We start from the raw sequence: 12,339 nt of genomic DNA, 5'->3' as shown, positions 1-12,339 counted from the left end.
CCGAGGAGCGCGGGGAACGCCGATGAGCTGGGAGGCGATCGGCGCAGTCGGCCAGCTGTTGGGGTCGGTCGGCGTCCTCGTGACGCTGGGATACTTGGCGGCGCAAGTGCGGTACACGCGCCGTCAGCTCGAGAGTCAAGAGATCGCGGAGTACATGCGCGAAGTGAACAGCGCCTACGACCCGATCTACTCCGGCCGCAACGCCGAGATCTTTCGCGCTGGATTGGAAGCGCCCGCCGAGCTCGATGCGAACGACGCGTTCGTCTTCAATCTGCTGATGCACCGCCAGTTCGGCGTGATCGAATCTCAGGGCTTCCCGCCTTCGACGCGAGAGGTGCTGCGGCGCCACTACCACGAAGTTCTCTTGAATCACCCGGGCGGCAGGAGTTGGCTCGCGGCCCATCGAGAGACGTTTTCCCGCGCCTGTGATCTCTTGGGCTTCGCGCCGAATGAGGACCGGCCGGCAACGCCGTAGGCTGAGCTCGGCTCGGGGTCACGGCCGATCCGCTTCGGTCGGCGAAGCCGCCTCGCTCGGCGGCCTCGAGAACGCTCGCGTCGGCCGACTGGCTCCGCCTATTGTGCGGCCAGCTCGAGCGCCAACCGCCTCGACCGAGGTACTGCCCGTTGTCCCGCACCCTGCTCGTCGTGAACCCCGCCTCGCGCGCTGGCGCGACGGAGCGGCGCTTTGCGGGGATCGAGCGCGAGCTGCGCGCGGCGCTCGGCGACTACGACCTCGCGTGGACGAAGGGGCCGCGCGACGCGGTGCGCATCGCGCGCGAGGCGGCGACCGCGGGCTACGCGCGGCTGCTCGTGGGCGGCGGCGACGGCACCGCGAGCGAGATCACGACGGGCCTGCTCGCTGCCGACGCCGGCGCGGACGTGACGCTCGGCTTCCTGCCGCTCGGCACGGGCGGCGACTTGTTACGGACGCTCGGCGTGCCGCGCGCGCTCGGCGGCGCGCTCGAGATTCTGCGCGCGGGCAAGACGCGCGAGATCGACGCGGGCCGGCTCGAGTACACGGACGACCACGGCGCGCGCGCGCAGACGTACTTCGCGAACGAAACCAGCGCCGGGCTCGCCGGCCTCGTGGCGCAGCTGGTGACGCGCGCGACGAAGTCACTCGGGCCGACGGGCAGCTTCTTGTTGGGGACGCTGCGCGGCATCGCGCGCTTCGCTCCGCTCGAAGCGCGCGTGCGCGTCGACGGTGCGCTCGCGCACGAAGGCCCGCTCGTGCTCGCGACCGCTTCGAACGGCCGCTACTTCGGCGCCGGCATGATGGCCGCGCCGAACGCATCGCTCGACGACGGACTCTTTCACAGCGTGATCATTCCCGGCATGCCGAAGCCGGAGCTGCTCGTTCGCCTCCCGTCGCTGTACGCGGGCAAGCACCTGAGTGCGCCGGGCGTGCGCGAGCTGCGCGGGCGCGTCGTCGAGTTGGAGCCGCTCGCGCGCGAGGCGCACCGTTTCGAGTGCGACGGCGAGCCGCTCGGCTCGGCGCCGCTGCGCGCCGAGATCGTGCCGCGCGCGCTGCGAGTGATCGCTCCGTGACCGACGTGCTCCCCGACGAGCCGCTGTTCGCGTTCATCCGCGAGGCCTGCGCGGAGGTGGCACGGCGCGCGCGCTTCGTGCGCATCGAGAGCGGCGAGCTCGAGCGCTTCGCGGCGCTGCTCGCGCAGCAGCGCCCGCAGCCGCCGCAGCTCGATCCCGCGCACCTCGCGTTCGCGGACGACGCCACGACCGTCGCGTTCTGCGTCACGCTGAACGCGATCAACTTCGGCTCGGGCTACTTCCCGCACCTCAAGAAGCGCGGCGAGCTCTCGGGCTACCGCACCGTCGCGACCGCGCTGCGGAGGCGCTTCGAGAGCGAGGGCGCCTACAGCGCGGGGCAGCTGAAGCGCATGACGCGTGCGGACTGTGCGGCGCTGTTCGAGCAGGACGAGGGCGGCGAAGCGGGCGAGCTGATGGGGATGTTCGCCGATGCGTGGAACGAGCTCGGCGACTGGCTGCTCGTGTTCTACGGCGGCGCATTCGAGGGCCCGGTCAAGGAGGCGCGCGGCAACGCGGAGCGGCTCGTGCGCCTGTTCGCGCGCATGCCGCGCTACCAGGACGTCGCGACTCATCAGGGATTTCGCGTGCCGTTCCTGAAGCGCGCGCAGATCACCTGCGCAGATCTCGCGACGGCGCTGCGCGGCCGCGGCCTCGGGCGCTTCGACGATCTCGCGAAGCTGACGATCTTCGCCGACAACCTCGTGCCCCACACGCTGCGCATGCTCGGCGTGCTCTCGTACGACCATCTGCTGCTGAACAAGATCGAGCGCGAGGAAGTGCTGCCGAGCGGCTGCGAGGAAGAGGTGGAGATTCGCGCCGTCGCGCTGCACGCGGTCGAGCTGTTGTCGGCTGCTTGCGCGCGCCGCGGCTACGCGGTGCCGCCGCACAAGCTGGATTTATTGTTGTGGTCGCGCGGGCAATCACCGCAGATCAAAGCGCGGCCTCGGCATCGGACGCGCTGCACGTTCTACTGATTGCGGCGGGCGCGTCTTCCGGGCTTCGCCGGGAAGTGCCGCGCTTTTCCTCGTTTACTTCGCATCGGGCTCGCGGACTCGCCCGCTGCTGCGCGCTTCGCTTGCGGCCTCGGCCGACTTGCTTGGGTGGAGCGTTCGACTTGGAGTTCGTTCTGGCGTCGGTGAGGTGCGTCAGCCGTTTCCGCGGCGCGACCATTCCCACCAGCGCGAGGCACTGAGGTCGGTGAGGAGGAATTGGGAGGCGCGCGGGGTTGTTTGAGCCTCTATCGTGCGCGGCCATTCGGAAGGGGTGAGCGATGGCGGCGAAGGCGAAGAAGAAGGCGAAGCCGGTGAAGAAGGCGGCGGCGAAGAAGGCCGTGGCGAAGGCGCCGAAGAAGGCGAAGGCGGCGGGGCCCGAGATTTCGTCCGATCTGCGGAAGGTTGCTCTCGCGCACGCGCTGAGGCGGCTGCAATAGCGCGACGCCACAAGCAGCGAGCGGCGCGAGCGCCGATGCCGCCCGCGGTGGCGAAGCACAACACGCCGCCGCCTGGCTCCGCGCCGGGCACGCTCGCGATTCCTGCGGATGCGGCGCCCACGCGCATCCACGTCTTCGAGTACACGACGGGCGTTCTGCGCGAGCGCGACGTGGAGGATCCGCAGGATCTGCGGATGTACGTGAAGCCCGAGACCACGGTGTGGGTCGACGTTCAGGGCTTTCGCGACGAGGACAAGCTGTGGGCGATCGCGGAAGTCTTCGCGCTTCACCCGCTCGTGCTCGAAGACGCGACGAACGTGCCGCAGCGCGCGAAGTCCGAGGTGCACGCACACGAGCACGTGATCGTGTGCCGCGTGCCGGTGCTCACGGAGGGCGGCGGCGTCGAGACGCCGCAGGTGTGCATCATTCTCGGCCGCGGCTGGCTGATCACGATGCAAGACCATCGGCGCGGCTTCTTCGATCCCGTGCGCGCCCAGATTCGCGATGGCATCGAGGAGATTCGCGGCCACGGCGCGGACTACCTGGCGTACGCGCTGATCGACGCGGTCGTGGACCGCTACTTCCCCGTCGTGCAGCAGCTCGCGGAGCAGCTCGAAGATCTCGAGGCGGAGGTGGTGGAGCGCGCGTCGAGCACGCAGCTGCCGCGCATTCAGCAGGTGCGGCGCGCGCTCACGGTGATCCGGCGCGTGGGCTGGCCGCAGCGCGAGGCGTTAGGGGAGCTCGCGCGCGAGCCCTCGGCCTTCGTGAGCGACGCCGCGCGCGTGTACCTCCGCGACGCCGAGCAGCACATCCGCCAGATCGTCGAGCTCGCGGACTCCTCGCGCGAGCTCGCCGGCCTCGCGACCGAGATCTATCTCTCGCAGGTGGGCCATCGCACGAACGAAGTGATGAAGGTGCTGACGCTCGTGTCGAGCATCTTCATCCCGCTCACGTTCATCGTCGGCATCTACGGCATGAACTTCGACTACATGCCCGAGCTTCACGCGAAGCTCGGCTACCCCGTCGTGATGCTGTTCATGGGCGCCGTCGCGGTCGGCCTGATCCTCTGGTTCCGTCGCCGCGGCTGGTGGGATTGAGCGTGCGCGCGCGCCGCGCCGCCGCTGCGCTGTGCGCCGCACTCGTCACGGGACTCGCGCTCGCCGCCGCCGCCGACGCCACGTTCGGGCAGCGCCTCGCCGCGGCGGCAGTCGCGCAGGTCGGCGTCACGCTGCACTACGACCCGGCCTACACGAAGCTCGCGTACCCGAACGGCGACGTTCCGCTCGAACGCGGCGTGTGCAGCGATGTCGTGATCCGCGCGCTGCGCAGGCAAGGCGTGGACCTGCAGCGCCTCGTGCACGAGGACATGCGCGCGCACTTCGCGTCGTATCCGAAGAACTGGGGCCTGCGGAGCACGGACCGCAGCATCGACCACCGCCGCGTGCTCAACCTGCAGACTTACTTCGCACGCCGCGGCTTCTCGCTGCCGATCACGAAGAACGCGCGAGACTACGCGACGGGCGACATCGTCGCGTACACGCTGCCGGGAAATCTCCCGCACATCGGCATCGTCGCCGCGCAGCGCAGCGCCGACGGCGCGCGTCCGCTGCTCGTCCACAACATCGGCGCCGGGACGCAGATCGAAGATCGCCTCTTCGAATTCGCGATCGTCGGGCACTACCGCTGTAAGTAGCCGCACTCCCTAATGGGCGCGCCGCGCGGCGGCGAGCTCTGCCAGCGCGGCCGCGAGCTGTGCGCGCGCTTCATCGCTGAGGCCGGCGACGTCGCTGGTGCGCGCGGCGAGCTCCTCGGCGAGCGCGCTCTGACTGAGCCCCATCGGGAGCAGCGGCAACAGCGCCGCGACGCGCTCGGTCTGGCGCGTGAGCGCGGGGCGAAGCTGGGTATCGAGGTCGAACGCGGGCGCCGCCTCGGGCGCCGGCTGCGCGAGCACGGTGGTCTGGATGCTGCGGCTCACTTCGAACAGCGTGGTGAAGAACTTCGCGAGGGCCGCGCGTGTGGGCGCTGGACGCTGCGCCGCGCGAGCCGCCGCCTGTGTCGCCGCGATCGCGGAATCGAGCAGCTGCGCCTCGCGTTCGGGCGCGAACACGGGCGCACCGCTCGCGCGCTTGGCCTCTGCGACGTGCGGCTGCAGCGCGAGGCGCTCCGCGAGCACCGCGACGAGCGCGAGCGCGGGCAGCGCGGGGCGCCGCTGCGCCGCGTCCGCGCCGAGCCACTGCGCGCGCAGTCGCGCGAGCGTGCCGTCGGCCTCGCGCGCGAGCAGCCACGCGTCGAGCTCGCTCGCGAGCGCCGCGCGGTCGGCAGGCAACCAGTAGGCCTTCACGTCGCGCGTGAGCGGGCCGACGAGCTGCGCGCTGGGCACTGCGCTGCGCCAGCGCGGCGCTTCGAGCGTGTCCGTGACCACTGCGCTCGCCGCGCCGGAGGCGAACGCATCGCGCACCGCCGAGTTGTCAGGGAGCGCGGTGATCGCGGCGCCCGGGAAGCGCGCGCGTGCGACGCGCTCGAGATGCCCGCCCGCGTTCACCGTGAGCGCGACGCCGGGCGCGGCGAGCGCGGCCTCGCTCGCGAGCGCGGCGTCGCGCACCAGCACCGCAGCGCCCGACTCCGCGACGGGCACCGTGAAGCGCCCCGCGACCGAGCGATCCGCGCGCACCGTCACGCCGGTCATCGCGACATCGAAGCGCCCGGCCGCAAGCGCCGCCGCGAGCTCGGGCCACGTCACCGGCACCCACTCGAGCGCGTAGCCGCGCTGCTCCGCGAACGCGCGCGCCACGTCCGCGTCGAAGCCGACGTAGTCGCCATCGCCCGTGCGCGCGACGAGCGGCGGGTAATCGCCCGTGACTCCGATGCGAAGGGGCTTCGGCTGCGCGAAGGCGGCCGCCGCGAGCGTGAGGAAGAGCAGGAAGGCGAAGCGCGCGAGGCTGCGCTGCGAACGCCGCGATGTGTTCACACCAGCCCCAGCAGCTCGGGGATCTCGCGGATCACGTGATCCGGGCGCATCGATTCCGCGGGCTCTGCCTCGCGCTCTTGGATCCAGGCCGTGCGCATGCCGAGCGGTTTCGCGCCCGCGAAGTCGTGCGGCGGCGAGTCGCCGACGAACAGCACCTCGCGCGCGGTGATGCCTGGCGCTTTGCGCAGCGCCACGCGGTAGATGCCCGGGTCGGGCTTGCACGAGCGCGCTTCCTCGCTCGTGGTCGTGGCGTCGAAGAGGTGCGCGATGTCGAGGCGCGCCCAGATCGCGTCGAACTGGTCTTGATCGATGTTGCTCACGATGCCGAGGTGGAGCCCCCGCGCTCGCAGCGCGGCGAGCGTCTCGCGCACGCCGGCGCGCAGCGAGATGTGCTCCGCGCCGACGCGGCTCTGCCCCTCGTAGAGCGCCTCGCTGTCGCGCGCGGTGAGGCCGTAGCTGCGCAGAAAGCCGAGGTACGCGTCGCGGAACATGTCGCGGTGCAGGTAGTAGGGCCGCGGGTTGTGCACTGCGTCCGCGCGCGCCATCGCCTCGCGGTAGACGCGGCGCAGCTCGCCTGCGGGCTCCGCGATGCCGTGCTCGCGGGCGAGCCCCTCGAGCACGCGGTCGAAGTGCGGGCGCGTCGCGCGGTAGCTGAACAGCGTCCCGCCGAGATCGAAGAACACCGCGCGCGTCGCCAACTTGGGTCGCCTCCTGCCGGCCCGCGCAACGATCGCGAGGCCGGCGACGGTCCGAGAATCGAGGAATCCGCGTCTGACGCCGACTCTGCGATTCTCGGATCGAAGCGGAGCACGGTAACCGCGGGCGCTGTCGGTTTGACCCCCCTACCCCCCTCGCCTAAGTTGCGCCGCCTTTCGCGGCGGCCCCGGCGTCTCCCTCCCCCCGCCGCCGCGCGCGCGCAAACCGCGAGGTCCTCGCCATGCTTTCCATCGACGAAGTCGAGCCGGGCTCGTCCTGCACGCACAAGAACACGGGCCTCCGCTACAGCGTCGTCGACGTGAGCAAGGACGAGGTCCTGCTCTCCGCCGAGAGCGCCGGCATGACCGACCTGACCGTGCCCGTCGCGCTGTTCCTCAGTGAGTTCGCGATCGGCGCCTACTCGCAGCGCCGCAGCGGCGGCGCCCCCGGCGGCCCGCGCCGCGGCAAGCCTCCCGCGAAGGCGCCGACCGCGCCCGCCGGCCCGAAATCGCGCGGCAAGATCAAGAAGATGGTGCGCGACCGCGGTTTCGGCTTCATCCGCGGCGAAGACGGCAAGGAAGTCTTCTTCCACCGCAGCGGCATGAACGGCAGCGAGTACGACGGCATGAGCGAAGGCCAGACCGTCGAGTACGTGATCCAGGAAGGCCCGCGCGGCGCGAGGGCGGAGTTCGTGAAGGCGGTGACCGAAGGGGCGTGAGGGCGCCGAGAGCGCGCTACAGCTGATAGCGATGCACGATCGGCAGCTTCCTCCCGCTGCCGAAAGCCTTCGGCGAGACGCGCAGCACGAGCGGCGCTTGGCGGCGCTTGTACTCGTTGCGGTCGACGCGGCGCACGATGCCGGCCACGGTCTCGCGCGTGGCGCCGGGCGGCGGAGTGATTAGGGCCGCTGCGCGCTCGCCTTCGATCGCTTGCTCGAGCACCGCGTCGAGCACGCCGTACTCGGGCAGGTCGTCGCTGTCCTTCTGATTCGGCGCGAGCTCGGCGCTCGGCGGCTTCTCGATCGTGCGCCACGGGATCACTTCGCGTTCGCGATTCGCGTGCCGCGCGAGCGCGTAGATGTCGCGCTTGTAGACGTCGCCGATCACCGCGATGCCGCCGACGGTGTCGCCGTAGAGCGTGCAGTAGCCCATCGACAGCTCGCTCTTGTTGCCGGTCGCGAGCACGAGGCGGTTCTCGGCGTTGGAGACGGCCATCAGCGTCGCGCCGCGGATGCGCGACTGGATGTTCTGCTGCGCGAGGCCGTAGTTGTCCTTCGCGCCGAACAGCTCCGCGAACACGCGCCGATAGCTCTCGTAGATCGGCTTGATGTCGACCGTGCGAATCGTGATGCCGAGGTTCTTCGCGAGCGCGTAGGCGTCTTCGATCGAGTGATCGGAGCTGAACGGTCCCGGCATCGCGACGCCGGTGACTTTGTCGCGCCCCAATGCCTCGACGGCGAGGTGCGCCGTCAGCGCGGAGTCGATGCCGCCGCTGAGGCCGATCACGGCGCCGGGCGGGAGGCCTTGTTTGCGGAAGTAGTCGTGGATGCCGAGCACGAGCGCGCGCTCGAGCTGGGCGACGGGCTCGGGCTCGCGCACCGCTTCTGGCGCCGTCGCCGCCTGCGTGTCGAGGTCGACGACCGCGAAGGCGGGCTCGAAGAGCGGGAGCTGCGCGAGCACGCGGCCACGCGCGTCTGCAACGAACGAGCCGCCGTGGAAGATCAGCTCGTCGTTGCCGCCCACTTGGTTGCAGAACGCGATCGGCACGCTGCGCTTCGCGGCGAGTTCGCAGAAGATGCGGCGCAGCTCCGCCGGCTTGCCCGCGTGCCACGGCGAGGCGCTGAGGTTCGCGACGAGCTGCGCGCCCTTTCGTGAGAGCTCGCCGGTGGGATCCTTGCTGTAGCCGACGCGATCCACCCAGCCGTCTTCGCAAACTGTCAGGCCGACGCGCGCGCCGCTCGGTAGCGCCGCAAGCTCGCGCTCCTCGGCCGGCGCGAAGTAGCGCTTCTCGTCGAACACGTCGTACGTCGGCAGATGGGTCTTCGCCTGCGCGAACGCTTGCTTCCCGCCGGCGAGCAACACCGCCGCGTTCGCGAGCTTCTTCCCGTCGCGCTGCGGCACGGGCAGCACCGCGCCGAGTGCGATCGCGACGCCGCGCGACGCCGCCGCGAGCGCCTCGAGCTCGCGCAGCTGATCGCGCACGAAGCCGTCGCGCTCGACGAGATCGAGCGGCGGATAGCCCGTCAGCGCGAGCTCGGGCAGCACGACGAGATCCGCGCGCTCGGCGCTCGCGCGCGCAGCGGCCTCCTCGATCAGCTTGCGATTGCCCGCGAGGTCGCCAACGGTGGGATTGATTTGTGCAAGCGCGATGCGCATGGGCCCAGAGTCTCGCGCGAGGCCGAGGGCCGCAACTACTCCGGCCCGCGCACCTCGTATCCCTGGCTGCGCGCATGCGCGAGCACGCCGTCGGGCGCGAGCACGCGGTCCATCGACTGCATCGCGAGCGACACCTTGCTGCTCGCGAGCGCGGCGTCGAAGAACGCGAGCCAGTCGCGCTGCGCCTGCTCGATCAGCGGCTTGATCTCGCCCGCGCTGCCGATCGCGTTCCAGCACGCCTGCTGCTGATCCGGGTACGCCGCGGCCTTGAAAGCGTCGATGTCGCCGTCGGCCCACGCCGTCGCGCGCACGCGCATCGCGTCCACGTCGGTCTCGAGGCGCGCGATCGTCGTCTCGAGGCACGCGATCTCTTGCGCGAGCGGGATGTCGCCCAGCGCACCGAGCGTGTCGCTCGGGTTCTCCAGCATCAGCTTCACCTGGCGGATCGGGAGATCGCGCTTCTTCGCGAGCTTCTCGACGCGGTCGTGGACGTCGTTCTCGGTCGTGAGGCCGACGCGATCGACCGCGGCTTGGAACAGCGCGCCCGCCGCGAAGATCGGCCGCAGCTCCGCCATGTCGCGATCGCGCGGCGCGTACTTCACGCGCAGCGTCTCGAAGCGCGCGTAGAGCGGCGGCGGCAGCACGTCGGCGAGCGTCTGCTCGTTCGGGTTCACGCGGAGGCCGCGCCATTGGCGATACAGCCGATAGAGCTTGATCGGTCCGATGCGCGCACCCACAGCGGCGCCCGACGCGATCACTTCCTGGGACTCGTCGAGCACCTGCTCCACCGCGCCGGACTTCCACTGCATGCGCTTCGGCAAGGGCTGCAACAGCCCTAACAACCAAAGCGTGTGCTCGCCGTTCGTGATCTTCCAGAGCTGCGGACCGGGGCGCTCGCCGAGGATCTGGATCTCCTCGACGGGCGCGCTGCTCGCGTCCTCCGCGGGCGCCTCCTGCGCGCGCGCGGGCGCTGAAGCGAGAGCGAGCAGGGCGCAGAGCGCAGCGTGCAATCTCATCGGGACTCCTTCGGGCGCGCGAGATTGCTGATGGAACGCGCCCGCGCGCCGTCGGTTCCTGCGTGTCAGAATCGCGCGCCTGCGGAGGAAAGATGGCGCGCGACGCGGACGTGATCGGACCCAGCTCGAGCTTCTACGTGTCGCAGCGGCTGCGCATGCACTACGTGGACTGGGGCAACGAGTCGGCGCCGCCACTGCTGCTGATCCACGGCGGCAAGGATCACGCGCGCAACTGGGACTGGGTGGCGCGCGAGCTGCGCAGCGAGTTTCACGTGATCGCGCCCGATCTGCGTGGCCACGGCGACTCCGCGTGGGCGATCGGCGGCTCCTACGCGATCAGCGAGTTCGTCTTCGACATCATTCAGCTCGTGGACGCGCTGCATCTCGCGCCGCTCACCATCATCGGCCACTCATTAGGGGGCGCGATCTCGCTCCACTACACCGGGCTCTATCCGCAGAACGTGAAGAAGCTCGTCGCGATCGAGGGTCTCGGTCCCTCGCCCGAGCTCGAGGAGAAGCTCGAAGCGCCGCCGGCCTCCGCGCGTTACCGCGAGTGGATCAAGTCGCAGAAGGAGATCGCGCGCCGGCAGCCGCGCCGCTACGCGTCGATCGACGACGCCGCGAAGCGCATGCAAGACGAGAACGAGTTCCTCTCGCCCGAGCAGGCGCGCCACCTCACCGTGCACGGCGTCGCGCGCAACGAAGACGGCACGTTCAGCTGGAAGTTCGATCCGTACGTGCGCAGCTTCGCGCCCGTGCGCTTCCGCGGCGCAGACGTGCGCTCGCTCTGGGAGCGCGTCACGTGCCCGACGCTGCTCGTGCGCGGCGAGGACAGCTGGGCGAGCGATCCGATGAAGGACGGCCGCATTGCGTCGTTCAAGAACGCGCGGCTCGCGAACGTGCCGAAGGCCGGGCACTGGGTGCATCACGATCAGCTGGACGTGTTCCTCCGCGAGGTGCGGAAGTTCCTCGCGGAGTGAGCGTCAGCCTTCTTCCGTCGCCGCGGCGCCATCTCCGTAGTAGACGAGCAGCGCATCGCCGAACGCCGCGGGCTTTTTCTGGCCCTCGATCTCGAAGCTCACGCTCACCGTTGCACGCACGCCACCGCCAGGCACGTCGCGCAGGTCCTTGAGGGTGGCGTGCAGGCGCAGCTTGTCGCCGCAGCGCACGGGCGAGCGCAGGCGCATGTGCTCGATGCCAGGGTTGACCACGAGCCGCACACCCTGCACCTCGACGATCTGCGCCAGCAGCATCGGCGAGAGCGAGAGCGTGAGATGGCCGTGCGCGATCGTCGTGCCGAAGGGGGATTCGCGGCGTGCGCGCTCGGCGTCGACGTGGATCCACTGGTGATCGCCCGTCGCGTCGGCGAAGAGATCGATGCGGCGCTGCGTGATCTCGACCCAGTCCGACGTGCCGAGCTTCTTCCCGACCCATTCGCGCAGCGCGGCGATGTTCGGAAGCGTGAGCGCGGCCATCGAACCTCTCCCAGGGCGCACCCGAGCATATCGCCGAGAATCTCGCAGCTACGCGCGCGATGAGCGCATACTTCCGCAGAGTGGACCACCGCTCGCTCGGGAGGCGTCCATGCGATCGCTCGCCGCTGTGACCGTTCTCGCCGCGCTGCTCGCCGCCTGCAGCGAGCGTGAAGCCACCGAGAACGCCGCGCCGGAGGCGCCCGCAGCAGTGCCCGAGGCGCCTCCGATCCCGGAGTTCTTCGTGCCGCCGCCGCTCATGCCGCGCGGACTCATCGCGAGCGAGCCGGGTGTCGCCGACGGCTACGTGCTGTTCAACCCCACACTTTCCGGCGCGGCGTACCTGGTGAACAACGCAGGCTTGGTCGTTCACCGCTGGGAGACGCCGTACTCGCCGGGCGGTGACATGGAGCTGCTCCCGAACGGGAGTCTCCTGCGCGGCGCGCGCGATCCGCACGCCCTCGACTTCAAGGTCGGCGGCGTCGCCGGCATCCTTCAGGAGCTGGACTGGGATGGGAAGGTGCTGTGGGAGTGGAAGCTCTCGGACTCCGCGAACATCTCTCACCACGACGTCACGGCGCTGCCGAACGGGAACGTGCTCGTGCTCGCCTGGGAGACGAAGTCGCCGGCCGAGGCGACTCGAGCCGGGCGGCGCGTCGACTGGACGCCGGAGCGCGGCCTGTTCGCGGATGTCGTGCTCGAGATCGAGCCTAAGAGCCTATCCGAAAACCGCCCAGGGTGTTAATGATTGACAAGCCGTGACCCTCCGACTGGCGACCGGGGGTGAAGTGTCTGCACGAGGGAAGGCTCACCGGGGCTGGCGGATTCCCGACGA

Annotated in this window: 14 protein-coding genes; 9 read left to right on the top strand and 5 right to left on the bottom strand. The window is 70.4% G+C overall.

Annotation, left to right across the window (positions count from 1 at the left end):
* Positions 1 to 22: 22 nt before the first annotated feature.
* The 6 genes from FJ091_16550 to FJ091_16525 all read left to right on the top strand — a co-directional run bounded on the left by FJ091_16550 (position 23) and on the right by FJ091_16525 (position 4,670).
* On the top strand, positions 23 to 475 hold the full coding sequence (locus FJ091_16550; protein ID MBM4384963.1) for a hypothetical protein: 453 nt from the start codon (positions 23 to 25) through the stop codon (positions 473 to 475).
* Between the two features lie 149 nt (positions 476 to 624).
* A complete protein-coding gene (locus FJ091_16545; protein MBM4384962.1) occupies positions 625 to 1,548 on the top strand; it encodes a diacylglycerol kinase family lipid kinase in 924 nt (307 codons plus the stop codon).
* Positions 1,549 to 1,571: 23 nt separating this feature from the next.
* The gene (locus FJ091_16540; GenBank protein MBM4384961.1) at positions 1,572 to 2,522 is read left to right on the top strand and encodes a hypothetical protein; all 951 of its coding nucleotides are present in this window, start codon (positions 1,572 to 1,574) and stop codon (positions 2,520 to 2,522) included.
* A 296-nt stretch (positions 2,523 to 2,818) separates the two neighbouring features.
* On the top strand, positions 2,819 to 2,977 hold the full coding sequence (locus FJ091_16535; protein ID MBM4384960.1) for a hypothetical protein: 159 nt from the start codon (positions 2,819 to 2,821) through the stop codon (positions 2,975 to 2,977).
* Positions 2,978 to 3,012: 35 nt separating this feature from the next.
* Positions 3,013 to 4,074, top strand: a complete 1,062-nt coding sequence (corA, locus tag FJ091_16530) for a magnesium/cobalt transporter CorA (GenBank protein MBM4384959.1) — start codon at positions 3,013 to 3,015, stop codon at positions 4,072 to 4,074.
* A 2-nt stretch (positions 4,075 to 4,076) separates the two neighbouring features.
* The gene (locus FJ091_16525; GenBank protein ID MBM4384958.1) at positions 4,077 to 4,670 is read left to right on the top strand and encodes a DUF1287 domain-containing protein; all 594 of its coding nucleotides are present in this window, start codon (positions 4,077 to 4,079) and stop codon (positions 4,668 to 4,670) included.
* 9 nt (positions 4,671 to 4,679) lie between these two features.
* Here FJ091_16525 and FJ091_16520 read toward each other — a convergent pair whose 3' ends face one another.
* A complete protein-coding gene (locus FJ091_16520) occupies positions 4,680 to 5,945 on the bottom strand; it encodes a transporter substrate-binding domain-containing protein (GenBank protein MBM4384957.1) in 1,266 nt (421 codons plus the stop codon).
* On the bottom strand, positions 5,942 to 6,643 hold the full coding sequence (locus FJ091_16515; protein ID MBM4384956.1) for an HAD family hydrolase: 702 nt from the start codon (positions 6,641 to 6,643) through the stop codon (positions 5,942 to 5,944). Before FJ091_16515 ends, FJ091_16520 begins: the two co-directional genes overlap by 4 nt.
* Before the next feature lie 359 nt (positions 6,644 to 7,002).
* Between FJ091_16515 and FJ091_16510 the strand changes: the two genes are divergently transcribed.
* On the top strand, positions 7,003 to 7,359 hold the full coding sequence (locus tag FJ091_16510; protein MBM4384955.1) for a cold shock domain-containing protein: 357 nt from the start codon (positions 7,003 to 7,005) through the stop codon (positions 7,357 to 7,359).
* Positions 7,360 to 7,375: 16 nt separating this feature from the next.
* On the opposite strand, the gene FJ091_16505 is transcribed toward FJ091_16510, so the two are convergent.
* Both FJ091_16505 and FJ091_16500 read right to left on the bottom strand, forming a co-directional pair.
* Positions 7,376 to 9,016, bottom strand: a complete 1,641-nt coding sequence (locus FJ091_16505) for an NAD+ synthase (GenBank protein ID MBM4384954.1) — start codon at positions 9,014 to 9,016, stop codon at positions 7,376 to 7,378.
* 35 nt (positions 9,017 to 9,051) lie between these two features.
* The gene (locus FJ091_16500; GenBank protein MBM4384953.1) at positions 9,052 to 10,032 is read right to left on the bottom strand and encodes a TraB/GumN family protein; all 981 of its coding nucleotides are present in this window, start codon (positions 10,030 to 10,032) and stop codon (positions 9,052 to 9,054) included.
* A gap of 92 nt (positions 10,033 to 10,124) precedes the next feature.
* Here FJ091_16500 and FJ091_16495 point away from each other — a divergent pair, with 92 nt between their 5' ends.
* Positions 10,125 to 11,012 (top strand): alpha/beta hydrolase, encoded by an 888-nt coding sequence (locus FJ091_16495; protein ID MBM4384952.1) that lies wholly within the window; start codon positions 10,125 to 10,127, stop codon positions 11,010 to 11,012.
* 3 nt (positions 11,013 to 11,015) lie between these two features.
* Here the strand turns inward: FJ091_16495 and FJ091_16490 are convergent, their stop codons facing one another.
* Complete coding sequence (locus FJ091_16490; GenBank protein ID MBM4384951.1) at positions 11,016 to 11,507, bottom strand: MaoC family dehydratase; 492 nt, start codon at positions 11,505 to 11,507, stop codon at positions 11,016 to 11,018.
* A 109-nt stretch (positions 11,508 to 11,616) separates the two neighbouring features.
* On the opposite strand from FJ091_16490, the gene FJ091_16485 reads away from it, so the two are divergent.
* The gene (locus tag FJ091_16485; GenBank protein ID MBM4384950.1) at positions 11,617 to 12,249 is read left to right on the top strand and encodes an aryl-sulfate sulfotransferase; all 633 of its coding nucleotides are present in this window, start codon (positions 11,617 to 11,619) and stop codon (positions 12,247 to 12,249) included.
* Positions 12,250 to 12,339: the final 90 nt, after the last annotated feature.

The sequence above is a fragment of the Deltaproteobacteria bacterium genome, from assembly GCA_016875395.1.
In the GTDB taxonomy this organism is placed as follows: domain Bacteria; phylum Myxococcota_A; class UBA9160; order UBA9160; family UBA6930; genus VGRF01.
The sequence above is the reverse complement of the archived record's forward strand: the minus strand, read 5'-3'. Positions and strand labels throughout refer to the sequence as shown.

Excerpts from the sequence above, each read along its gene's own strand:
- FJ091_16495 (MBM4384952.1), top strand. The coding sequence starts at position 10,125 with ATGGCGCGCGACGCGGACGTGATCGGACCCAGCTCGAGCTTCTACGTG.
- FJ091_16490 (MBM4384951.1), bottom strand. The coding sequence starts at position 11,507 with ATGGCCGCGCTCACGCTTCCGAACATCGCCGCGCTGCGCGAATGGGTC.
- FJ091_16505 (MBM4384954.1), bottom strand. The coding sequence starts at position 9,016 with ATGCGCATCGCGCTTGCACAAATCAATCCCACCGTTGGCGACCTCGCG.
- FJ091_16535 (MBM4384960.1), top strand. The coding sequence starts at position 2,819 with ATGGCGGCGAAGGCGAAGAAGAAGGCGAAGCCGGTGAAGAAGGCGGCG.
- corA (MBM4384959.1), top strand. The coding sequence starts at position 3,013 with ATGCCGCCCGCGGTGGCGAAGCACAACACGCCGCCGCCTGGCTCCGCG.
- FJ091_16485 (MBM4384950.1), top strand. The coding sequence starts at position 11,617 with ATGCGATCGCTCGCCGCTGTGACCGTTCTCGCCGCGCTGCTCGCCGCC.
- FJ091_16500 (MBM4384953.1), bottom strand. The coding sequence starts at position 10,032 with ATGAGATTGCACGCTGCGCTCTGCGCCCTGCTCGCTCTCGCTTCAGCG.
- FJ091_16550 (MBM4384963.1), top strand. The coding sequence starts at position 23 with ATGAGCTGGGAGGCGATCGGCGCAGTCGGCCAGCTGTTGGGGTCGGTC.
- FJ091_16510 (MBM4384955.1), top strand. The coding sequence starts at position 7,003 with ATGACCGACCTGACCGTGCCCGTCGCGCTGTTCCTCAGTGAGTTCGCG.